At 69.3% G+C, this 21,020-nt stretch carries 17 protein-coding genes and 2 pseudogenes; 10 read left to right on the plus strand and 9 right to left on the minus strand.

The window, feature by feature from the left end; genetic code table 11:
• Positions 1 to 10: 10 nt before the first annotated feature.
• Positions 11 to 1,030: a sugar-binding transcriptional regulator gene (locus LCHO_RS02060; RefSeq protein ID WP_012345446.1), complete on the minus strand. Its 1,020-nt coding sequence runs from the start codon at positions 1,028 to 1,030 to the stop codon at positions 11 to 13.
• A 36-nt stretch (positions 1,031 to 1,066) separates the two neighbouring features.
• Positions 1,067 to 1,516, minus strand: coding sequence for an RpiB/LacA/LacB family sugar-phosphate isomerase (locus LCHO_RS02065; protein ID WP_012345447.1), 450 nt, complete (start codon positions 1,514 to 1,516; stop codon positions 1,067 to 1,069).
• Between the two features lie 290 nt (positions 1,517 to 1,806).
• On the opposite strand from LCHO_RS02065, the gene dhaL reads away from it, so the two are divergent.
• From dhaL to LCHO_RS02110, 10 genes and pseudogenes are all read left to right on the plus strand, one after another.
• Positions 1,807 to 3,573 carry a dihydroxyacetone kinase subunit DhaL gene (gene dhaL / locus LCHO_RS02070; protein WP_012345448.1) on the plus strand — a complete coding sequence of 589 codons (1,767 nt, stop codon included), beginning with the start codon at positions 1,807 to 1,809 and terminating at the stop codon, positions 3,571 to 3,573.
• A 134-nt stretch (positions 3,574 to 3,707) separates the two neighbouring features.
• Positions 3,708 to 5,771: pseudogene (gene tkt, locus LCHO_RS23840) on the plus strand (transketolase); the annotation flags it as partial.
• A 36-nt stretch (positions 5,772 to 5,807) separates the two neighbouring features.
• Positions 5,808 to 6,869, plus strand: a pseudogene (gene tal / locus LCHO_RS23845) (transaldolase); the annotation flags it as partial.
• Positions 6,870 to 7,144: 275 nt separating this feature from the next.
• The gene (locus LCHO_RS02080; RefSeq protein ID WP_012345450.1) at positions 7,145 to 7,828 is read left to right on the plus strand and encodes a TetR/AcrR family transcriptional regulator; all 684 of its coding nucleotides are present in this window, start codon (positions 7,145 to 7,147) and stop codon (positions 7,826 to 7,828) included.
• A 179-nt stretch (positions 7,829 to 8,007) separates the two neighbouring features.
• On the plus strand, positions 8,008 to 8,568 hold the full coding sequence (locus LCHO_RS02085; RefSeq protein WP_012345451.1) for a TRAP transporter small permease: 561 nt from the start codon (positions 8,008 to 8,010) through the stop codon (positions 8,566 to 8,568).
• A 16-nt stretch (positions 8,569 to 8,584) separates the two neighbouring features.
• Positions 8,585 to 9,865: a TRAP transporter large permease subunit gene (locus tag LCHO_RS02090; protein WP_012345452.1), complete on the plus strand. Its 1,281-nt coding sequence runs from the start codon at positions 8,585 to 8,587 to the stop codon at positions 9,863 to 9,865.
• Positions 9,866 to 9,982: 117 nt separating this feature from the next.
• Positions 9,983 to 10,978, plus strand: coding sequence for a TRAP transporter substrate-binding protein (locus LCHO_RS02095; RefSeq protein ID WP_012345453.1), 996 nt, complete (start codon positions 9,983 to 9,985; stop codon positions 10,976 to 10,978).
• 69 nt (positions 10,979 to 11,047) lie between these two features.
• Positions 11,048 to 11,497, plus strand: a complete 450-nt coding sequence (aroQ, locus tag LCHO_RS02100; protein WP_012345454.1) for a type II 3-dehydroquinate dehydratase — start codon at positions 11,048 to 11,050, stop codon at positions 11,495 to 11,497.
• A gap of 43 nt (positions 11,498 to 11,540) precedes the next feature.
• A complete protein-coding gene (locus LCHO_RS02105; RefSeq protein WP_012345455.1) occupies positions 11,541 to 13,448 on the plus strand; it encodes a bifunctional sugar phosphate isomerase/epimerase/4-hydroxyphenylpyruvate dioxygenase family protein in 1,908 nt (635 codons plus the stop codon).
• Positions 13,449 to 13,503: 55 nt separating this feature from the next.
• Entirely contained in the window at positions 13,504 to 14,340 is an 837-nt protein-coding gene (locus tag LCHO_RS02110) for a shikimate dehydrogenase family protein (protein ID WP_012345456.1), read from the plus strand.
• A 48-nt stretch (positions 14,341 to 14,388) separates the two neighbouring features.
• Here the strand turns inward: LCHO_RS02110 and LCHO_RS02115 are convergent, their stop codons facing one another.
• From LCHO_RS02115 to LCHO_RS02150, 7 genes are all read right to left on the minus strand, one after another.
• The gene (locus LCHO_RS02115; protein ID WP_043704756.1) at positions 14,389 to 14,829 is read right to left on the minus strand and encodes a CBS domain-containing protein; all 441 of its coding nucleotides are present in this window, start codon (positions 14,827 to 14,829) and stop codon (positions 14,389 to 14,391) included.
• 108 nt (positions 14,830 to 14,937) lie between these two features.
• On the minus strand, positions 14,938 to 15,834 hold the full coding sequence (locus LCHO_RS02120) for a pirin family protein (RefSeq protein ID WP_012345458.1): 897 nt from the start codon (positions 15,832 to 15,834) through the stop codon (positions 14,938 to 14,940).
• A gap of 24 nt (positions 15,835 to 15,858) precedes the next feature.
• On the minus strand, positions 15,859 to 16,635 hold the full coding sequence (locus tag LCHO_RS02125; RefSeq protein ID WP_012345459.1) for a 5'-methylthioadenosine/adenosylhomocysteine nucleosidase: 777 nt from the start codon (positions 16,633 to 16,635) through the stop codon (positions 15,859 to 15,861).
• A gap of 3 nt (positions 16,636 to 16,638) precedes the next feature.
• Positions 16,639 to 17,376, minus strand: a complete 738-nt coding sequence (locus LCHO_RS21890; protein ID WP_012345460.1) for a hypothetical protein — start codon at positions 17,374 to 17,376, stop codon at positions 16,639 to 16,641.
• 36 nt (positions 17,377 to 17,412) lie between these two features.
• Complete coding sequence (locus LCHO_RS02140; RefSeq protein WP_012345461.1) at positions 17,413 to 19,098, minus strand: long-chain-fatty-acid--CoA ligase; 1,686 nt, start codon at positions 19,096 to 19,098, stop codon at positions 17,413 to 17,415.
• A 174-nt stretch (positions 19,099 to 19,272) separates the two neighbouring features.
• Positions 19,273 to 20,697 carry an NAD(P)(+) transhydrogenase (Re/Si-specific) subunit beta gene (locus LCHO_RS02145; RefSeq protein ID WP_012345462.1) on the minus strand — a complete coding sequence of 475 codons (1,425 nt, stop codon included), beginning with the start codon at positions 20,695 to 20,697 and terminating at the stop codon, positions 19,273 to 19,275.
• Entirely contained in the window at positions 20,698 to 21,018 is a 321-nt protein-coding gene (locus tag LCHO_RS02150) for an NAD(P) transhydrogenase subunit alpha part 2 (RefSeq protein ID WP_012345463.1), read from the minus strand.
• Positions 21,019 to 21,020: the final 2 nt, after the last annotated feature.

Consider the following 21,020-nt stretch of genomic DNA (forward strand, 5'->3'; position numbering starts at 1 on the left):
CAAGGTCGGCTCAGCTGCCTGCCCGCGTCGCGTCGTCCAGATGCAGCACCGCCATCGCGTTGCTCGCGGTGGTGGCCAGCGTGTCGATCGAGCCGGTGCGCAGCGCGCCCAGCAGCGCCGTCACCTTGGTGTTCTCGGCCGCGATCGCGATCACGTTGGGGATGCGCTGCAGGTCGCCGGTGTGCAGCCCGACCACGCGGCCCTGGATCGGCGCCAGCGACGGCAGGCCGTGGATGTCGATGAAGTCGTAGCCCATCACGTCGCCGACCGTGCCCGAGCGCTTGGCCTCGGCGATCTCCTGGGCGGTGAACCAGCCCATGCGCACCATGTTGCTGTCTTCGCTCATGTCGCCCACGCCGACCAGCGCGATGTCGGCGCGGCGCGCCTTGTCGAGCGTGTGGCGCACGGTGTCGTTGTCGACCAGCGCGCGGCGCAGCGCGGCGTCGCCGACCATCGCCGGCGCGTAGAGCGTCTCGCTCTCGCCGCCGTAACGCGCGGCCAGGCGGCGGCAGATGTGGTCGGGGTTCATCGACTCGCCGCCGCGGTAGCTGCCGCCGATCGCGCAGACGAAGGTGCAGTGGCGCTGCGTCGCGCTCATCGCGTGTTCGCTCACGGCGCTGACGTTGCGGCCCATGCCGACCGCCACGATCGCGCCGTCGCTCAACGTGCGCTCCAGGTACGTCGCCACCAGACCACCGAGCAGCGCGCGCTGCTTGTCCGGGTCCTTGTGATCGACCGACAGCAGCGCCCGGCTGATGCCGAAACGCTCGATCAGCTGCGCCTCCAGATCGACCGTCTTGGTCGGGTGGTGATGCACCCGGATCTCGACGATGCCCAGCTCCTGCGCGCGCTTGAGCACCCGGCCGACGGTGGCGCGGCTGATGCCGAAGCGGCGCGACAGTTCGTCCTGCGTCTGCCCGTCGATGTAATACAGCGTGGCGATCTGCGTCAGCTCCTCGTGCGACATCGGCGACGAGGCGGCGCTGCGGGCAGGCGGTTTGTCGAGCGGGCGGGCGGCGGTATCGGTCATGTCGGGGCGATTGTCTCCGAGGCCCGCACCCGCCGATCAGGGCTGGCGCAGGCGCTGCTCGTGGGCCGCCAGTGCGTCCAGCTTCGACTGCGAGCGGGGCTCGAACGAGCTGCCGATGAAGGCCTGCACGATCGCCTTGGCCAGCTCGATGCCGACCACCCGCGCGCCGATCGTGATGATCTGGGCGTCGTTGCTCTTGCTGGCGCGCTCGGCCGAGTAGGTGTCGTGCGCCTGCGCGGCGCGGATGCCCGGCACCTTGTTGGCCGAGATCGCCATGCCGATGCCGGTGCCGCAGAACAGCAGGCCGCGCTGGGCCTCGCCGCGCGCCACGCCTTCGGCCAGCGCCACGCCGATGTCGGGGTAGAGCACCGGCGCGTTGTCGTGCGTGCCGTAGTCCTGCACCTCGTGGCCCTGGGCGGCGAGCTCGGCCTTGATGGCGTCCTTCATCTGGCAGGCGGCTTCGTCGCAGCCGATGGCGATCTTCATGGGGTGTCTCCGTGTCGTGAAGGCGTGAGCGGATGCTCTCGCATCGAGCGAATTAGCGCATGACGTGCGCGCAGATGTCAACTTGATTGCGCATCCGCTCATCGCCACCGTGGCTTTCCAGGCCGATGCTTTCGGGCGGCTGAGCATCGATTCCCCGAGGGATGGGCGGCTGTCCAGTCGATTTCTCCTGACCATGAACAGGCTCGGACCTTGCGCATCCGCTCAAGTCAATTTACGATCGCTCATCATCAGAGCAAACGCTCACGCACAGAGCGCCGGAGACATCACCCATGGCCATGAACCGCGTCATCAACAACCCCGACCTGGTGGTCGAGGACATGCTCACCGGCTGGCTGGCCGCTCACGCCGCCACCGTCTGCGCCACTGCCGAGAACCCGCGCGTGGTCAAGCGGGTGCAATCGCCCGAGGCCGGCAAGGTGGGGGTGGTGACGGGTGGCGGCTCGGGCCACGAGCCGGCGTTCCTGGGTTACGTGGGCGACGGCATGGTCGACGCGGTGGCGATCGGCGAGATCTTCTCGTCGCCCACCGCCAAGAGCTTTCTCGACGCGATGCGCGCGGCCGACGGCGGCGCGGGCGTGGCCTGCCTGTACGGCAACTACGCCGGCGACAACATGAACGTGAAGATGGCCATCCAGATGGCCGAGCGCGAGGGCATCGTGGTGCGCACCGTGGTCGCCAACGACGACGTGCCGTCCGCGCCCAAGGGCGACGAGGCCAAGCGCCGCGGCGTGGCCGGCGAGATCGTGATGTGGAAGGTCGGCGCGGCCAAGGCGGCGATGGGCGGCAGCCTGGACGAGGTGATCGCCGCCGCGCAGAAGGCGATCGACCACACCCGCAGCATCGGCATCGGCCTGTCGGCCTGCGTGATTCCGGCGGTGGGCCACGCCAACTTCACGATCGAACACGGCACGATGGAAGTCGGCATCGGCCACCACGGCGAGCCCGGCATCGACGTGCGCGCCACCGCCAGCGCGGCCGAGATGGCCGAGATGATGCTCAACGTCGTGCTGCCGGATCTGCCGTTCGGCGCCGGCGACCGTGTCGCGGTGCTGGTGTCGGGCCTGGGCGCCACGCCGCTGATGGAGCAGTACATCCTGTACGGCGAGATCCGCAAGCGCCTGGCCGCACAAGGCATCACGGTGGCCTTCAACCAGGTCGGCAACCTGTTCACCTCGCTCGAGATGATGGGCGTGACGCTGACGCTGATGAAGCTCGATGACGAGCTCGAAGCCTGCCTCGCGCACCCGTGCAGCTGCGTCGGCCTGACGGTGGCCGGTGATGCGAGTCAGGCCTCAGCCGGCCGCGCCTACAGCGGCTCGGCCACCGCGAAATCGACCGGGCCGGTGGCCGCACGCGCCGCCGCCGTGGCACGCACCGCCGTCGGCCCGGCGCTGGCGCTGAACGGCGCCGGCGGGCTGGTGCGCGACCTGATCGACACCATCGTCGCCAACCGCCAGTACCTCAGCGACATCGACGGCCTGATCGGCGACGGCGATCACGGCATCAACATGGCCAAGGGCTTCACCGGCTGCGGCACGCGGCTCGATGCGCTGGGCGACGCGGCGCAGTCGCTGCCTGCGGCGCTGGAGCAGCTGTCGAAGGCGCTGATGGACGACATCGGCGGCTCGATGGGCCCGCTCTACGGCAACTTCTTCCTCGGCTTCGTCAACACGCTGGAGCCGCACGCGATGCTCGATGCGGCGCTGTTCGGCGATGCCTTGGCCGCGGCCGTGGCCAACGTGCAGGCGATGGGCAACGCCCAGGTCGGCGACAAGACGCTGATCGACACGCTGATCCCGGCGCTGGCCGCGTTCAAGGCCGCTCAGGCCGGCGGCGCCGACTTCAGTGCCGCGTTGTCCGCGATGAGCGCCGCGGCCGAAGCCGGCAAGGATTCGACGAAGGCGCTGCAGGCGCGCATCGGCCGCTCGGCCCGGCTGGGGCCGCGTTCGATCGGCGTGCTCGATGCCGGCGCCACCTCGTGCTGCCTGATCCTGCAGACGCTGGCGCGCTCGCTGCAGCAGCGCCTCGCGGCCTGATCGCCGCCCGTCTGGCCCAGCTCCGTTCTCGTCTTGAACCGAACGGCTCCGCAGGCCGCCGATGCGGCTTTGCGGCGCGTCCGCTCGTCCCTGTCTGACCCGCTCCTCTGCTTCTTTCTGCCGGAACCCATCGCATGACCGCACCGACCCGCACCACCCTCGCCAACGCCCTGCGCGTGCTCGCGATGGACGCCGTCCAGCAAGCCAACTCCGGCCACCCCGGCATGCCGATGGGCATGGCCGACATCGCCGAATCGCTGTGGCGCCACACCGTGCGCCACAACCCGGCGAACCCGAAGTGGCCCAACCGCGACCGCTTCGTGCTGAGCAACGGCCACGGCTCGATGCTGCTGTATGGCCTGCTGCACCTCACCGGTTACGACCTGCCGATCGAGCAGATCAAGCGCTTCCGCCAACTGCACAGCCAGACGCCGGGCCATCCCGAACTCGGCTACACGCCGGGTGTCGAGACCACCACCGGCCCGCTCGGCCAGGGCATCGCCAACGCGGTCGGCATGGCGCTGGCCGAGCAGCTGCTCGCGGCCGAGTTCAACCGCGACGGCCTGCCGGTGGTGGACCACCACACCTACGTCTTCCTCGGCGACGGCTGCCTGATGGAGGGCGTGAGTCACGAGGCCTGCTCGCTCGCCGGCACCTGGGGTCTGGGCAAGCTGGTGGCGTTCTGGGACGACAACGGCATCTCGATCGACGGCCACGTCGAAGGCTGGTTCACCGACGACACGCCCGGCCGCTTCGAGGCCTACGGCTGGCAGGTGATCCGCGCCGTCGACGGGCATGACCCGGCGGCGCTCGATGCGGCCATCGCCGCCGCACGTGCCGAGTCCGCCAAGCCGACGCTGATCTGCTGCAGGACCGTGATCGGCAAGGGCTCGCCCAACAAGGCCGGCACGCACGACAGCCACGGCGCGCCGCTGGGCGCGGCCGAGATCGCCGCTTCGCGCGCCGCGCTGGGCTGGACGCGTGCGCCGTTCGAGATCCCCGCCGACGTCGGCGCCGCGTGGGATGCGCGTGAAGCCGGCGCGCTGGCCGAAGCGGCTTGGAACGAGTTGTTCGTCGCCTACGAACGCGCGCACCCGGCGCTGGCCGCCGAGTTCCGTCGCCGCATGGCCGGCGAATTGCCCGCCGGCTTTGCCGATCTGGCCGATGCCGCGCTCGCCCAGGTCGTCGACAAGGGCGAGACCCTCGCCAGCCGCAAGGCCAGCCAGAACGCGATCGCCGCGCTGGTGCCGGCGCTGCCGGAGATGGTCGGCGGCTCGGCCGACCTGGCCGGATCGAACCTGACGCTGTGGCCGCAGGCCATTCCGGTGGCGGCGGCGGAGCAAGCCGGCGCCGGGCCGTCCCAAGCCGGGTTGCAGCCCCCGCGGGGGGCGGACGCGGTAGCCCGCGGCCGGGGGTCCTACATCCATTACGGCGTGCGCGAGTTCGGCATGGCGGCGGTCATGAACGGGCTGACGCTGCACGGCGGCCTGCGCACCTTCGGCGGCACCTTCCTGATGTTCAGCGAGTACGCGCGCAACGCGCTGCGCATGGCCGCGCTGATGAAGCTCAACCCGATCTACGTCTTCACGCACGACTCGATCGGCCTGGGCGAGGACGGCCCGACGCACCAGCCGGTCGAGCAGACTGCCACGCTGCGGCTGATCCCGAACATGGACGTCTGGCGCCCGGCCGATGCGGTCGAGACGCAGGTGGCGTGGACCGCGGCGATCGAGTCGCGCGATCACCCGACCAGCCTGATCCTGAGCCGCCAGAACCTGCCGCACAACCTGCGCAGCGCCGAGCAGATCGCGGCGATCCGCCGCGGCGGCTACGTGGTGAGCGAAGCCTCGGGGGGGGCCGCCCGCGCCGTGGTCATCGCCACCGGCAGCGAGCTGGGCCTGGCGATCGCCGCGCAGAAGCAGCTGGCCGCGCAAGGCGTGCCGGTGCGTGTGGTGTCGATGCCGTCGACCCACGTGTTCGACCGGCAGGACGCGGCCTGGCGCGACAGCGTCTTGCCCGCCGGCTTGCCGCGTGTGGCGGTCGAAGCGGGCGTGACCGACGGCTGGCGCAAGTACGTCGGGCTCGATGGCGCGGTGGTCGGCATCGACCGCTTCGGCGAATCGGCGCCGGCGGGCGAGTTGTTCGCGCTGTTCGGCATCACGGCCGACGCGGTGGTGGCGGCGACGCTGGGCGTGCTCGGCGTGTCGGCGCGCGCAGGCAGCCGGGTCGCGCCGGTGGCGGCGCACGGCCAGCAGATCTGGCTCGACAAGCTCTCGCGCAGCCTGGTGGCCAGCGGCGAACTGCAGCGCTGGGTCGACGAGCACGCGGTGGCCGGCGTCACCAGCAACCCGGCGATCTTTGCGCAGGCGCTGGCCGGCGATGCGGCCTACGCGCCGGCGCTGGCCGAGCTGCGTGGCGTCGAGCCCGATCTGGAGCGCCGCTTCGAGCGGCTCGCCATCCCCGACGTGCAGGCCGCCTGCGACGTGCTGCGCCCGCTGTACGAACGCAGCCGCGGTGAGGCGGGTTACGTCAGTTTCGAGGTCTCGCCCAGCCTGTCGCGCGACGGCGCCGGCACGCTGGCCGCTGCCCGCCGGCTGTGGGCACAGATCGCACGCCCGAACGCGATGATCAAGATCCCCGCCACGCCCGAATGCCTGGAGGCGATCAGTGCCGCGCTGGCCGACGGCATCAACATCAACGTCACGTTGATGTTCTCGCGCCGCCATGCGGAGCAGGTGTTCGCCGCCCAGGCCGAGGGGCTGCGCCGTCGCCATGCGGCCGGGCTGGCGGTCGACCGCGTGCGCTCGGTGGCGAGCGTGTTCGTCAGCCGCGTCGACGCCAAGGTCGACCCGCTGCTCGAAGCTTCGGCCGACGCGGGCGCGAAGGCCTTGCTCGGTGAAGTCGCGATCGCCAGCGCCCGCTGCGCTTACGCACGGTGGCTCGACCGCTTCGGCGGCAGCGCCTTCGCCGGCCTGCGGGCCGCCGGCGCGCAGCCGCCGCTGTGCCTGTGGGCGAGCACCGGCAACAAGAACCCGGCGTACCGCGACGTGCGTTACGTCGAGGCGCTGATCGGCCCGCAGACCGTCAACACCGTGCCCGACGCGACGCTGGCCGCCTTCGCCGACCACGGCGAAACGGCGCGCACGCTCGACACCGATCTGGCCGGCGCGTCGCTCATCGTCGAGCGCGCCGCCGCGCTCGGCATCGACCTCGATGCGATCGGCGAGACGCTGCAGGCCGAGGGCTTGCTGCAGTTCGAGCAGGCGTTCGAGCGCCTGCTGCAGTCGGTCGCCTGACGCGGCGCGGCGGGCGGGCTCGACGGCATCGACGAGGGGGCGTCGATACGCAGATCCAGGCCCGCGGCATGGTTGTCGGGCCGCCGCGTCCGCGCTACGGTACGCTGCGGCGGCCCGGTCTGCCGCGCCGTTTCTGCGGCGACGACACCGCCCTCACCAGCGCCCGGATGCCCGTGCGGACGAGGTCGTGGTCCTGCGGGCCGTCGCCGTGTTCTTCTCGACGTGAGGGAGGTCTGACATGTCGCACGCTGACCGTGCCGCCCTATACTCGCAAAATGAACGAACCGGTACATTCTGCGCGCGTCCGTCCTGCCCGCAATGGGCCGAAGGCCAAGGCGCCGACCCGCACCAACGATCCCGAGCGCACCATGGCCGGCATCCTGGAGGTGGCGACGCAGGAGTTCGCCGAGAAGGGTCTGGCCGGGGCGCGCATCGACGAGATCGCCGCTGCCACCCAGACCAGCAAGCGGATGATCTACTACTACTTCGGCAGCAAGGAAGGCCTGTACATCGCCGTGCTGGAGGAGGCCTACCGCCGCGTGCGCAGCATCGAGGCCGAGCAGCAGCTCGAAGGTCTGCCGCCCGAGCAGGCGCTGCGCCGGCTGGTGGCGTTCACGTTCGACCACCACCACAACAACCCGGCCTACATCCGGCTGGTGGCCTCCGAGAACATGAACCGCGCCCAGTTCATGGCGCAGAGCCGCATCATCCAGGGCCTGAACGTGCCGGCGATCGAGGCGATCCGCCGGCTCTACGAGCGCGGCGTGGCCAGCGGCGAGTTCCGCCCGGGGCTCGACGTGGTCGACATCCACGCCTCGATCTCGGCGCTGACGTTCTTCAACGTCTCGAACCGCCACACCTTCGGACTGATCTTCAAGCACGACCTCGGTGCGCCCGAGACGCTGGCCCTGCGCCGCGCCAACATCGTCGAAATGATCGTGCGCTACGTGCGCGCCTGAGACGCCGCGCGGCGATCGCCGCAGCGCGTTGCCGGTTGCGGCGAGCTGGATTCCGGATCGGGAAAACCCTCGTACGTAAAACGAACTAGTTCGTACATTATTGCGGCGTTGACGCTGCCGTCCCCCACAGCGCCACCGGACGCCTCGGTCAGGCGCCAACAACCTTGTTAGGAGACGCGATGAACCGCGTGATTGATGTCTACTGCCGCGTCCTGGAATGGGCGCTGGTGGTCATGCTGGCGCTGATGGTCGTGCTGGTGTTCGGCAACGTGGTGATGCGCTACGCCTTCAACTCGGGCATCACGGTGAGCGAGGAACTCGCGCGCTGGCTGTTCGTGTGGATGACGTTTCTGGGCGCCATCGTCGCGCTCAAGGAGCACGGCCACCTCGGCACCGACATGCTGACCTCGCACCTGTCGCTGGCGGGCAAGAAGGTCTGCGCGCTGATCTCGCAGGTGCTGATGCTCTACGTCACCTGGTTGCTGTTCTCGGGCAGCTGGGCCCAGGCGGTCATCAATCGCGAGGTCGAGGCCCCGGTCACCGGCCTGTCGGTGGCGATCTTCTACGGCGCCGGCATCGTCTTTGCCGTCTCCAGCGCGGTGCTGCTGCTGATGCAGCTGTGGCGCACGCTCAGCGGTCAGGCCACCGAGGCCGAGCTGTCGATGAGCCAGGAGTCCGAAGACCTGGCGCAGGTGCAGGCGCTGCACCTCGACCAGAGCCAGACCTTCAAGAAGCGCTGAGCCAGGAGACACAACAATGACCGTATTCATCTTCCTCGGCTCGCTGCTGGCGGCCATGGCCATCGGCCTGCCGATCGCCTATTCGCTGCTGCTGTCGGGCGTGGCCCTGATGTGGCACCTCGACCTGTTCGACGCCCAGATCCTGGCGCAGAACGTCATCAACGGCGCCGACTCCTTCCCGCTGCTGGCGGTGCCCTTCTTCATGCTGGCCGGCGAGATCATGAACGTCGGCGGCCTGTCGCGTCGCATCGTCAACCTGGCGTTGACGCTGGTGGGCCACAAGCGTGGCGGCCTGGGCTTCGTGGCCATCGTGGCGGCCTGCCTGCTGGCGGCGCTGTCGGGTTCGGCGGTGGCCGACACCGCCGCGCTGGCCGCGCTGCTGCTGCCGATGATGGTGCGAGCCGGGCATGACAAGGCCCGCGCGGGCGGCCTGATCGCCAGCGCCGGCATCATCGCGCCGATCATCCCGCCGTCGATCGGCTTCGTGATCTTCGGCGTGGCGGCCAACGTGTCGATCAGCAAGCTGTTCCTGGCGGGCATCGTGCCGGGGCTGCTGATGGGCCTGAGCATCGCGGTGACGTGGTATTTCGTCTCCAAGAAGGAGAACATCACGCCCCCGCCCAAGGCGAGCTGGGCCGAGCGCATCGTGGCGCTGCGCCAGGCGACCTGGGCGCTGGTGCTGCCGGTGATCGTGATCGTGGGCCTGAAGTTCGGCGTCTTCACGCCGACCGAGGCGGCGGTGGTGGCGGCGGTCTACGCGCTGTTCGTCTCGACCGTGATCTACGGCGAGCTCAAGCTGCACCAGCTGCACGAGGTGTTCGTCAGCGCCGCCAAGACCACCGCGGTGATCATGTTCCTGGTGGCCGCGGCAATGGTCAGCGCCTGGCTGATCACGGTGGCCGACATCCCGAGCAAGATGATCACGCTGCTCGAGCCGTTCATGGACAACCAGACGCTGCTGCTGCTGGCGATCATGTTCCTGGTGATCGCGGTGGGCACGGCGATGGACATGACGCCGACCATCCTGATCATGACCCCGGTGCTGATGCCGGTGATCAAGGCCGCGGGCATCGACCCGGTGTACTTCGGCGTGCTGTTCATCATGAACAACGCCATCGGGCTGATCACGCCGCCGGTGGGCACGGTGCTCAACGTGGTGGCCGGGGTGGGCAAGATGAAGATGGACGAGGTGACCAAGGGCGTCATGCCGTTCATGCTGGCCCAGTTCTTCGTCATGTTCATGCTGGTGTTCTTCCCCTCGATCGTCACGGTGCCGGCCAAGTGGCTGGCCAACTGACGCGGCCTCTCGAACGTTATTTCCTGTTCCCGCATGCCGGGCGCGTCAGGTACGCCGCGCCCGGCCAGCATCCACACGCGTACTGCCGTCCTTTCTGATTCGACCGGAGACTTCCCCATGAAACGTCTGTTCATCAAGACCGTGCTCGCCACCGTTGCCCTGGCTGCCTGCGGCTTTGCCGCTGCCCAGGAACGCACCTTCAAGTTCGCCCTGCAGAACCCCAAGGGCCACCCGCTGGAAGTGGGCGCATCCAAGTTCGCCGAACTGGTCGCGGCCAAGTCGGGCGGCAAGTTCAAGGTCAACGTGTTTGCCGGCGGCACGCTCGGTGGCGACGCCGCCAACGTGTCGGCGCTGCAAGGCGGCACGATCGAGTTCGTGATGCTGAACTCGGGCATCCTGGCCTCGCAGGTCAAGGACTTCGAGGTGTTCGACTTCCCCTTCCTGTTCGCCAATGCGAAGGAGGCCGACGCCATCGTCGACGGCCCCTTCGGCCAGAAGCTGCACGCCAAGCTGGCCGACAAGGGCATCATCGGCCTGGCCTACACCGAGCTGGGTTTCCGCAACATCACCAACAGCAAGAAGCCCATCAACACGGTGGAAGACCTTGCCGGCCTGAAGCTGCGCGTGATCCCCAACGCGATCAACGTCGACTGGGTCAAGGCGGTGGGCGCCAACCCGACGCCGCTGGCCTTCCCCGAGGTCTACGCCGCGCTGGAGCAGAAGGCCATCGACGGCCAGGAGAACCCGCTGAGCGTGATCCTGGCCAACAAGTTCTTCGAGGTGCAGAAGAACCTGGCGGTGACCAACCACCAGTACAACCCGCAGTCGATCATCTTCAGCAAGAAGGTCTGGGACAGCCTGACGCCGGCCGACCAGAAGGTGCTGCAGGACGCGGCCAAGGAGGCCTCGGCCTTCCAGCGCAAGGTCAACCGCGACAAGTCGGCCGACGACCTGGCCGAGCTGAAGAAGGCCGGCATGACCGTCACCGAGTTCAGCGCCGCCGAGCAGGCCAAGCTGCGTGACAAGTTCAAGCCGGTGATCGACAAGCACGGCGCCGCCATCAGCGCCACCGTCGCCGAAGTGCAGGCCGAGCTGGCCAAGATCCGCAAGTAAACCGCGCTGGGCCGGGGCGGCGATCGTTGTCCGCCCCGCTCTCGCATCGATCGATTCAAGGACCGCCCGATGAACATCCTCGTCCTCAACGGCATCAACCTCAACATGTTCGGCAAGCGCGATCCCAAGCAGTACGGGACGATCACGCTGGCGCAGATCGACGAGCAGCTCGACGCGCTGGGCGCCGAGCTGGGCGCCACGGTGCAGCACTTCCAGAGCAACCACGAGGGCGAGATGGCCGAGCGCATCCACCAGGCCCATGTCGACAACGTCGACGCGGTGCTGATCAACGCCGGCGCCTGGACCCACTACAGCTACGGCATCCGCGACGCGCTGGCGATCCTGAAGTGCCCGATCGTCGAGGTGCACATGTCCAACATCCACGCCCGCGAGCCCTTCCGCCACCACTCGGTGATCGCCGAGATCGCCCGCGGCCAGATCGCCGGTTTCGGTGTCGACAGCTACCTGATGGGCCTGCGCGCCGCGGTCAACCTGGTCAACGCCGCCAAGGCCGGCTGAGCCTGCCGCCGGTCCGCCACTCCCGTCCACGAGGTCACCCGCCATGCGCCGTTCGATCGCCACCGTTTCGCTCTCCGGCATGTTGAAGGAGAAGCTGCAGGCCGCGGCCGCGGCGCATTTCGACGGGGTCGAGATCTTCGAGAACGACCTGCTGCAGTTTTCGGGCACGCCACGTGACGTGCGCCGGATCTGCGAGGACCTGGGTCTGGCGATCGACATGTTCCAGCCCTTCCGCGATTTCGATGCGCCCACCCCGGCGCAACTGGCGCGCAGCCTCGAGCGCGCCGAGCGCAAGTTCGACGTCATGGCCGAGCTGGGCACGCCGCTGATCCTGGTCTGCTCGAACGTGCAGCCCGATGCGATCGGCGATGTCGATCAGCTCGCCGAGCAGTTCCATCAGCTCGCCGAGCGCGCCGCCAAACGCGGCATGCGCATCGCCTACGAGGCGCTGGCCTGGGGCAGCCAGGTCAAGCTGTTCTCGCAGGCCTGGGCGGTGGTCGAGCGCGTGAACCACCCGAACCTGGGCCTGGCGCTCGACAGCTTCCACACCCTGTCGCTGCGCGACGACCCGGCGCCGATCGCGAAGTTGCCGGGCGACAAGATCTTCTACATGCAGCTCGCCGACGCGCCCTGGCTCGCCTGGGGCCCGAGCGACGTGCTGACCTACAGCCGCCATTACCGCTGCTTCCCGGGCCAGGGCGAGCTCGACGTCACCGGCTTCGTGCGCGCCGCGCTCGACGCCGGCTACACCGGGCCGATCTCGCTGGAGATCTTCAACGACGAGTTCCGCTCGGCGCCGGCCCGCGCCAACGCGGTCGACGCGATGCGCTCGCTGCTGTGGCTGGAAGAACAAGTGCGCCACACGCCGCCCGCACCGCAGGCCAGGCCCGTCACGGTGCCGCTGTTCGACCCGCCGCCCGCGCCGGTGCTGACCGGCTGGTCGTTCATCGAGTTCGCGGTCGATCCGGCCACCGCCACGCGGCTGGCCGGGCAGCTCACGAGCCTGGGATTTGCGCGCATCGGCCGGCACCGATCGAAGGACGTCGACCTGTACGGCCAGGGCGACGTGCGCATCGTGCTCAACCTCGAACAGGATTCGTTCGCCCGCAGCCACTTCGACGTGCACGGCACCTCGGTCTGCGCGCTGGCACTGGCCACCGTCGACGCCCAGGCCGCATTGGTGCGGGCCGAGGCGCTGGCCTGCCCGCGTGTCACCGGCCGCATCGGCAGCGACGAGCTGAGCATCCCGGCGGTGCGCTCGCCCGACGGCAGCCTGCTGTATTTCTGCGATGCCAAGCAAGGCGGCCACTCGTTCGAGGCCGACTTCATCATCGACGCCGAAGCCCTGCGCAACACGCCGGCCGGCGTCGGTGCCCGCGTCGATCACCTGACCCAAGCGCTGCCGGGCGGCCAGGTCGAGCCGTGGGTGCTGTTCTACCGCGCGGTGCTGGGCCTGGCGCCGCAGCGCAACACGGTGCTGCACGACCCCTACGGCATCATGCGCAGCCGCGAGATCGAGTCGGCCGACGGTGCGGTGCGCTGCTCGCTGATGGTCTCGGAGCGCGACAACACGGCGGTGTCGCGCTCGGTGTCACGCTTCGGCGGTGCCGGCGTGCAGCAGATCGCGATCGGCGTGGGCGACGCGATCGCCACCGTCACCGCGCTGCGCCAGCGCGGCGCGCCGCTGCTGCCGGTGCCACACAACTACTACGACGACCTGGCCGCCAAGTACGAGCTCGATCCGGCCTTCCTGGCCGCGCTGCGTGCCGCCGGCGTGATGTACGAGCGCGACGCCAAGGGCGAGTTCCTGCACGCCTACACCGCGCCGTTCGAGGACCGCTTCGAGTTCGAGTTCGTCGAGCGCCGCGGCGCCTACGACCTCTACGGCTCGACCAACGCGCCGGTGCGCCTGGCCGCGCTGGCCGAGTGGCGCGCGTCGCACGGCCGCTGACCGACCCCTTTCATCTTCTGCATGGCGCCGCTGCGCCGTGCCCCTGGAGTCCCCCATGAACATCCGTGGCACCACCGGCCTGATCGCCCACATCGGCTACCCGACCCACGCCTTCAAGGCGCCGATGATCTACAACCCGTATTTCGAGCAGGCCGGCATCGACGCCGTCGTCATGCCGATGGGCTGCAAGCCCGAGGACTACCCGGCCTTCCTGCGCCTGGTGTTCAGGCTCAGCAACATCCGCGGCGCGCTGATCACGATGCCGCACAAGGTCACCACCGTGGGCCTGCTCGACGAGGTCTCGCCCACCGCGCAGATCGCCGGCGCCTGCAACGCGGTGCGCCTCGGGCCGGACGGCCAGCTGCAGGGCGACATGTTCGACGGCGAGGGTTTCGTGCGCGGCCTCCAGCGCAAGGGGCTCGACCTGCACGGCAAGCGCGTGCTGGTGGTCGGCGCCGGCGGCGTCGGCTCGGCGATCGCGGCCTCGCTGGCGGCTGCCGGCATCGGTGCGATCGGGCTGTTCGACGCCCGTGCCGAATCGGCCGAGGCGCTGGGCCAGCGCCTGAGCCAGCATTACAAGACTCTGGACGTGCGCACCGGCAGCAACGATCCGGCCGGCTACGACGTGGTGGTCAACGCCACGCCGATGGGCATGAACGACGGCGACGAGCTGCCGATGGACGTGTCGCGCATCGCGCCCGGCAGCTTCGTCGGCGAGGTGGTGATGAAGACCGAGATGACGGCTTTCCTGCGCGCCGCCCAGGCGCGTGGCTGCGCGGTGCAGATCGGCTCGGACATGCTGTTCGAGCAGATCCCGGCCTACCTCGAATACTTCGGCCTGCCGACCACCACGCCCGAGGTGCTGCGCTCGGTGGCGCGCCTCAGCTACTGACCCTCGGGGGATCGACCGCTGTACCCGGCGGGCGAGGGGCTCGCGACCTCAGGCGCGTTCGCCGGTGATGTAGTGCTCGAGCTGCTCGATGATGAAGCGCTGCTCCGAGATGATGTCCTTGACCAGGTCGCCGATCGAGATCAGGCCGAGCAGCTTGCCGTCGGCCATCACGGGCAGGTGGCGCAGGCGGTTTTCGGTCATCAGCGCCATGCATTCGGAGCTGGTCTGGTCGGGCCGCACGAACATCACGTCGGCGGTCATGATGTCGCGCACCGGCGTCTCTCTCGACGATCGCGACATCAGCGCCACCTTGCGCGCGTAGTCGCGCTCGGTGACGATGCCGACCAGCTGCTCGCCTTCGGTCACCAGCAGGGCGCCGATGCCTTTTTCTGCCATCAGCTTGACGGCATCGAACACGGTGGTCGACGGCGTGGTGGTGTGCACCACGGCCTGGGGTTTGCTCTTGAGGATGTCGGCTACGCTGGTCATGATGGGCTCGTCGGACAGTTGGAATGGAAAGATCATAGAACCGCACGCCCCGGCGTCACAGCGTCGTGATCGGCGCTGACGTGCGGCTGCATCGGTGGCGGTCTGCTGTCAGCGTCGCAGGTTAGGCGGCAGGGGGATGCGTTCGGTTTCGCCGGGCACCTGGCCGAGGGCGTCGTGCTCCCAGGCCTCGGCGGCGGCGGCGATGCGCTCACGGCGCGTCGACACGAAGTTCCACGCCATGTGGCGGTGTCCGAGCGGCGCGCCGCCGACCAGCGCCACCCGCGCCGCTTCGGCCCCGGCACGCAAGGTGGCGACCCGGTCGTCGGGCAGCACGACCAGCGTGTGCGGCTCGAACGACTCGACCGTGCCGTCGCCCATCACCAGCTCGAACGGCGCGTCGACGCCGTAGAGCGCGCGTTCGATGCCGGCCGTCGGCGCCGGCAGGGCGCACTCGGCGCGGGCATCGAGGGCGTGATCGAGGAACAGCGTGGGCGAGCGGGTCGACACCGGCGAGCTCAGGCCGTGCGCGCTGCCGACCAGCACCCGCACGCGGGCGTCGCAGCGTTCGAGCGACGGGATGCGTGCGGCGGGCGTGTGCTCGAACTGCGGCTCGGTTTCTTCATCCGCCTCGGGCAGCGCCACCCACAGCTGCAGGCCGTGCTGGGTGTAGCCGCGCCCGCGCAGATCGTCGGGGCGGCGCTCGGAGTGCACGATGCCGCGCCCGGCGGTCATCCAGTTGATCGCGCCGGGCTCGATGCGCTGCGACACGCCGAGCGAATCCCGGTGCTGCAGCACGCCCTCGAACAGATACGTCACCGTCGCCAGGCCGATGTGCGGGTGCGGGCGCACGTCGTGGTTGTCGTCCGGCCCGACGTGCAGCGGGCCGAAGTGGTCGAGGAACAGGAACGGCCCGACCGCTTGGCGCTGCGCCGCCGGCAGCGCGCGCCGCACGACGAAACCGCCGCCGATGTCCTTGGTGTGCGGGTGCAGGCGTTCGAGCGGCATGGCGGGCTCCGGGCGATTCAGGTGTCAGGCAACGGGCGAGGGCTGGCGCGACCGGCTTTCGTCCGCCAGCCACTGGCCGATGATGGCCGCGCTGGCCTGCGCCGCCACCACGTCGATGAAACGCAGGAAGTCGACGTGGGCCGAATCGTCGGCGCGGTCGGAGATGGTGCGCAGCACCGCGCACGGCAGGCCGAGGTCATGGCAGACCTGCGCCAGTGCGGCGCCTTCCATCTCGACCGCCAGCGCCTCGGGCAGCGCGCCCTGCAGCGCCAGGCTCTGCGCTGCGGTGGCGACGAACAGGTCGCCGCTGATGACCAGGCCGCGGTGCAGCACCGGCGCGGTCACGCCCAGCGCCTGGGCATCCGGCCCGTGGTGATCGGGGCGCGCCAGCACCGCCTGCACGGCGTCGGCCAGCGGCGTGTTGAGGGCGGCGTCGGTGTCGAAATGCGAGCGGCCGGTCAGCGGCACCTCGTAGCGCGGAAACAGCGGCGAGGCGTCCATGTCGTGCTGCAGCAGGGTCTCGGCCAGCACCACGTCACCGACCCGCACCTGTGCGCCCAGGCCGCCGGCCACGCCGGTGAAGATCAGCCGGCGCGCGCCGAAGCGTTCGGCCAGCAGCACCGCGGTGGTGGCCGCCGCCACCTTGCCGATGCCGCACAGCACCAGCACCACCGGCTGGCCGTGCAGCGTGGCGCAGTGGAAATCGCGCCCGGCCACGCGCTGCAGGCGGGTGTCCTCGCACAGCGCCAGCAGCGCGGCCATCTCCTGCGCCATCGCGCTGACGATCGCGGTCGGTCGCATCGTTCAACCGCCCAGGCCGAGGGCGCGTTGCACCATGCGCGCCATCGATTCGCCGCGCACCTGCTTGACCTCGGTGATGAACTCGCGCGCCACCGCCTCGAGCTCGGCGATGTTCTGCGCTCGCTCGATGCGCAGCGTGTAGCGGTAGCCGCGGAACAGGCCGAGCGTCTCGCGCAGCAGCGCGTTCAGGCTGTCGTAGAGCTCGGTGTAGCCCAGGCCGGTGCTGCCCTCCGGCAGGCCGCCGGCATCGAGCGGGATGAAGGTGCTGATGTCCTCGGGCAGCCGTGACGGCAGCGTGCCCGCCGTCGTCTCCAGGAACGACGAGTCCGTCGCATGCGCGATCGGCAGGGGCACCTGGCGGTGGCGGTCGGGCGATACCGGCTCGTCGAAGGTGGTCGGTAGCGGTGCCTTGGCGGCGGCGCTGAGCCCGAACGGCTTGGCCGCCCCGAGCGGCGCCGGGCGGGTGACGGGGGGCCAGGCGTCGAGCCCGGCCGGTTCGGTGGGCTCGAAGGCGGCCGGCCGCGACGGCAGGCCGGGGCCGGGCTGGAGCTCGATCAGGCCGGCTTCGATCAGGATTTCACCGTCCGTCAGCGACGCACCGTTGATCATGCCGATCCAGCTGTCGAGGCTCTTGGAGCTGTCGAGTATCAGCAGCAGGTTGCGCGCCGCGCGGGGCAGGTTGATGCTGCGCTCGCGCACCTCGCGACGCCCGCGATCGGTCTTGCGGAAATATTCAGCCATGGGTCATTGTCGATGCAAGCCGCGCATCGGGCGCGCTCATGGCGCCACAGCCGGCTTGTCGCGCAGTTCGCGGCGCAGCACCTTGCCGACCGGCGTCTTGGGCAGGTCCGGGCGGAACTCGATCAGGCGCGGGCGCTTGTAGCCGGTCAGGTTCTGCTCGCAGTAGGCCCGCACGTCGGCTTCGGTGAGCGACGGATCCTTGCGCACGATCACCACCTTGACGGCCTCGCCGGTGCGGGCATCGGCCACGCCGACCGCGGCGCATTCGAGCACGCCAGGCATCTGCGTGAGCACGTCCTCGATCTCGTTGGGATAGACGTTGAAGCCCGACACCAGGATCATGTCCTTCTTGCGGTCGACGATGCGGAAGTAGCCGCGCTCGTCGACCATGCCGATGTCGCCGGTGCGGAACCAGCCGTCGGCGGTCATGACCTTGGCGGTCTCGTCCGGGCGCTGCCAGTAGCCGGCCATCACCTGCGGGCCCTTGACCGCGATCTCGCCGGCCAGGCCGGGGCCCACTTCGGCGCCGTTGTCGTCGAGCAGCCGCACGTCGGTGTTGGGGATCGGCAGGCCGATGGTGCCCGAGTAGGCCGTGGTGTCGGTCGGGTTGGCCGCCACCACCGGCGAGGTCTCCGACAGGCCGTAGCCTTCGCAGATCGGGCAGCCGGTCTTCTCGAGCCAGAGCTTGGCGGTGGCCTGCTGCACCGCCATGCCGCCGCCGGCCGAGATCTTCAGGTGGCTCCAGTCGACGCTGCCGAAGTCGGGGTGGTTGGCCATCGCGTGGAACAGCGTGTTGACGGCCGGGAAGGTGTGGAAGCGCCGCCCCGCCAGGGCCTTGAAGACGGCCGGCAGGTCGCGCGGATTGGGGATCAGGATGTTGCACGCCCCGACCCGCAGGCCCAGCATCATGTTCACGTTGAAGGCGAAGATGTGATAGAGCGGCAGCGCGCAGACCTGCACGATCTGCTCGCCCGCGGGCACCTTGTGCAGCGCCGGCTGGTACCAGGCCTCGCTTTGCAGCAGGTTGGCCACCAGGTTGCGATGCAGCAGCACGGCGCCCTTGCTGACGCCGGTGGTGCCGCCGGTGTACTGCAGCACCGCGACGTCGTCCGGGCCGGTGCTGACCGGTTTCGGGGTCTTGCCCCGGCCTTCGGCCAGCGTGTCCTTGAAGCGCACGGCGCCCGGCAGCTCGAAGGCCGGCACCAGCTTCTTGACCTTGCGCACCACGAAGTCGACGATCAGCCCCTTCGGGAAGCCCATCAGCTCGCCCATCGACGCCAGCACCACGTGCTTGACCGGCACCGCCTTGCGCACCTGCTGCAGCGTGTGGGCGAAGTTCTCCAGGATCACCAGGATGCGCGCGCCGCAGTCCTTGAGCTGGTGCTCGAGCTCGCGCGGCGTGTAGAGCGGATTGACGTTGACCACCACGCCGCCGGCGCGCAGCACCCCGGCCACCGCCACCGGATACTGCGGCACGTTGGGCATCATCAGCGCCACCCGGTCGCCCGGCTGCAGCCCTTGCGCCTGCAGCCAGACCGCAAAGGCGCGCGACAGCTCGTCGACCTGCCGGTAGCTGAAATCGCGGTCGAGGTAGCGGTAGGCCGGGCGGTCGGCGTTGCGCGAGAAGCTCTCGTCGATCAGCGCGACCAGCGAGCCGTATTGCGCCACGTTGACCTCGGCCGGCACGCCGGCCGGGTAGTGTTTGAGCCAGATCTTGTTCATGGGTTGCCCGAGCGTTTGAGCCGGATTCTGACGTGGTTCTGACGCCTGCCGACCCGGGATTTCCGGGGGTGCAAAAACCCTGCGGACCGCACCGGCGCAAAAAAAGAGGCCGGCTGGGCCGACCTCTTTCCTGTGCGTGTCCGCACCACCCGGCGGGGTGGTGGCGCCGTCGTCCTACTCGATCGCCTTGACCATGTCCTCGACCACCTTCTTGGCGTCGCCGAACACCATCATGGTCTTGTCCATGTAGAACAGCTCGTTGTCCAGGCCGGCATAACCCGCGGCCATCGAACGCTTGTTGACGATGATGGTCTTGGCCTTGTAGGCCTCGAGGATGGGCATGCCGTAGATCGGCGTGCCCTTGGTCAGCGCGGCCGGGTTCACCACGTCGTTGGCGCCCAGGATGATGGCCACGTCGGCCTGGCCGAACTCGCCGTTGATGTCCTCCATCTCGAAGACCTGGTCGTAGGGCACCTCGGCCTCGGCCAGCAGCACGTTCATGTGGCCCGGCATGCGCCCGGCCACCGGGTGGATCGCGTACTTGACCGTGATGCCCTTGTGCGTGAGCTTCTCGGCCAGCTCCTTCACGGCGTGCTGGGCGCGCGCCACCGCCAGGCCGTAACCCGGCACGATCACCACCGTCTCGGCGTTGCCGAGCACGAAGGCGGCGTCGTCGGCGCTGCCGCTCTTGACCGGTCGCTGCTCCTGCGCGCCGGCTGCTGCCGTGGCGGTGTCACCGCCGAAGCCGCCCAGGATCACGTTGAAGAACGAGCGGTTCATCGCCTTGCACATGATGTACGAGAGGATGGCGCCCGAGCTGCCGACCAGCGAGCCGGCAATGATCAGCATCGAGTTGTTCAGCGAGAAGCCGATGCCGGCGGCCGCCCAGCCCGAGTAGCTGTTGAGCATCGAGACGACGACCGGCATGTCGGCGCCGCCGATCGGGATGATGATCAGCACGCCCATCACGAAGGCCAGCGCCAGCATCGCGAAGAACGCCGGCCAGCTTTCGGTGAAGGTGAACACCAGGCCCAGGCCGATGGTGATCAGACCGAGCACCAGATTGAGCATGTGCTGGCCGCCGAACTGCACCGGCTTGCCCTGGAACAGGCGGAACTTGTAGGTGCCCGACAGCTTGCCGAAGGCGATCACCGAGCCGCTGAAGGTGATGGCGCCGATGGCCGCACCCAGGAACAGCTCGAGCCGGTTGCCCGCGGGGATCGGCTCGCCCTTGACGGTGATACCGAAGGCCGACGGCTCGGCCACCGCAGCGATGGCGATGAACACCGCCGCCAGGCCGATCATGCTGTGGAAGAACGCCACCAGCTCGGGCATCTTGGTCATCTCGACGGTCTTGGCGCGCCAGGCGCCGTAGGCCGCGCCGGCCAGCAGGCCGATCAGCACCCAGACCATGCCGCTGGCGTTGCCGGCGGCGAGCTTGACGATCAGCGCGGCGGTGGTCAGCACGGCGATCGCCATGCCGATCATGCCGAACAGGTTGCCGCGGATCGAGGTGGTCGGATGGCTCAGGCCCTTCAAGGCCTGGATGAAGCAGACGCTGGCGACGAGGTACAGCAGCGTGACGAGGTTCATGCTCATTTAGTGTTTCCCCTCGACGGCCTTGGCCGGACGGTCTTTCTTCTTGAACATTTCCAGCATGCGGCGCGTGACGAGGAATCCGCCGAACACGTTGACCGCGGCCAGCGCGACCGCCAGCACGCCCATGGTCTTGCCGAGGGTGGTTTCGGTCAGCGCGGCCGCCAGCATGGCGCCGACGATCACGATCGCCGAGATCGCGTTGGTCACCGCCATCAGCGGCGTGTGCAGCGCGGGCGTGACGGTCCAGACCACGTGGTAACCCACGTAGATGGCCAGCACGAAGATGATCAGGTTGATGATGGTGGGGGAGACGATGTCCATGC

The sequence above is a fragment of the Leptothrix cholodnii SP-6 genome (assembly GCF_000019785.1).
Taxonomy (GTDB): Bacteria; Pseudomonadota; Gammaproteobacteria; order Burkholderiales; family Burkholderiaceae_C; genus Sphaerotilus; species Sphaerotilus cholodnii.

Coding starts and splice junctions, on each gene's coding strand:
- aroQ (WP_012345454.1), top strand. CDS start 11,048: ATGAACATCCTCGTCCTCAACGGCATCAACCTCAACATGTTCGGCAAG.
- LCHO_RS02150 (WP_012345463.1), bottom strand. CDS start 21,018: ATGGACATCGTCTCCCCCACCATCATCAACCTGATCATCTTCGTGCTG.
- LCHO_RS02115 (WP_043704756.1), bottom strand. CDS start 14,829: ATGACCAGCGTAGCCGACATCCTCAAGAGCAAACCCCAGGCCGTGGTG.
- LCHO_RS21890 (WP_012345460.1), bottom strand. CDS start 17,376: ATGGCTGAATATTTCCGCAAGACCGATCGCGGGCGTCGCGAGGTGCGC.
- LCHO_RS02145 (WP_012345462.1), bottom strand. CDS start 20,697: ATGAGCATGAACCTCGTCACGCTGCTGTACCTCGTCGCCAGCGTCTGC.
- LCHO_RS02085 (WP_012345451.1), top strand. CDS start 8,008: ATGAACCGCGTGATTGATGTCTACTGCCGCGTCCTGGAATGGGCGCTG.
- LCHO_RS02080 (WP_012345450.1), top strand. CDS start 7,145: ATGAACGAACCGGTACATTCTGCGCGCGTCCGTCCTGCCCGCAATGGG.
- LCHO_RS02095 (WP_012345453.1), top strand. CDS start 9,983: ATGAAACGTCTGTTCATCAAGACCGTGCTCGCCACCGTTGCCCTGGCT.
- LCHO_RS02060 (WP_012345446.1), bottom strand. CDS start 1,030: ATGACCGATACCGCCGCCCGCCCGCTCGACAAACCGCCTGCCCGCAGC.
- LCHO_RS02140 (WP_012345461.1), bottom strand. CDS start 19,098: ATGAACAAGATCTGGCTCAAACACTACCCGGCCGGCGTGCCGGCCGAG.
- LCHO_RS02065 (WP_012345447.1), bottom strand. CDS start 1,516: ATGAAGATCGCCATCGGCTGCGACGAAGCCGCCTGCCAGATGAAGGAC.
- LCHO_RS02125 (WP_012345459.1), bottom strand. CDS start 16,635: ATGCGACCGACCGCGATCGTCAGCGCGATGGCGCAGGAGATGGCCGCG.
- dhaL (WP_012345448.1), top strand. CDS start 1,807: ATGGCCATGAACCGCGTCATCAACAACCCCGACCTGGTGGTCGAGGAC.
- LCHO_RS02110 (WP_012345456.1), top strand. CDS start 13,504: ATGAACATCCGTGGCACCACCGGCCTGATCGCCCACATCGGCTACCCG.
- LCHO_RS02120 (WP_012345458.1), bottom strand. CDS start 15,834: ATGCCGCTCGAACGCCTGCACCCGCACACCAAGGACATCGGCGGCGGT.
- LCHO_RS02090 (WP_012345452.1), top strand. CDS start 8,585: ATGACCGTATTCATCTTCCTCGGCTCGCTGCTGGCGGCCATGGCCATC.
- LCHO_RS02105 (WP_012345455.1), top strand. CDS start 11,541: ATGCGCCGTTCGATCGCCACCGTTTCGCTCTCCGGCATGTTGAAGGAG.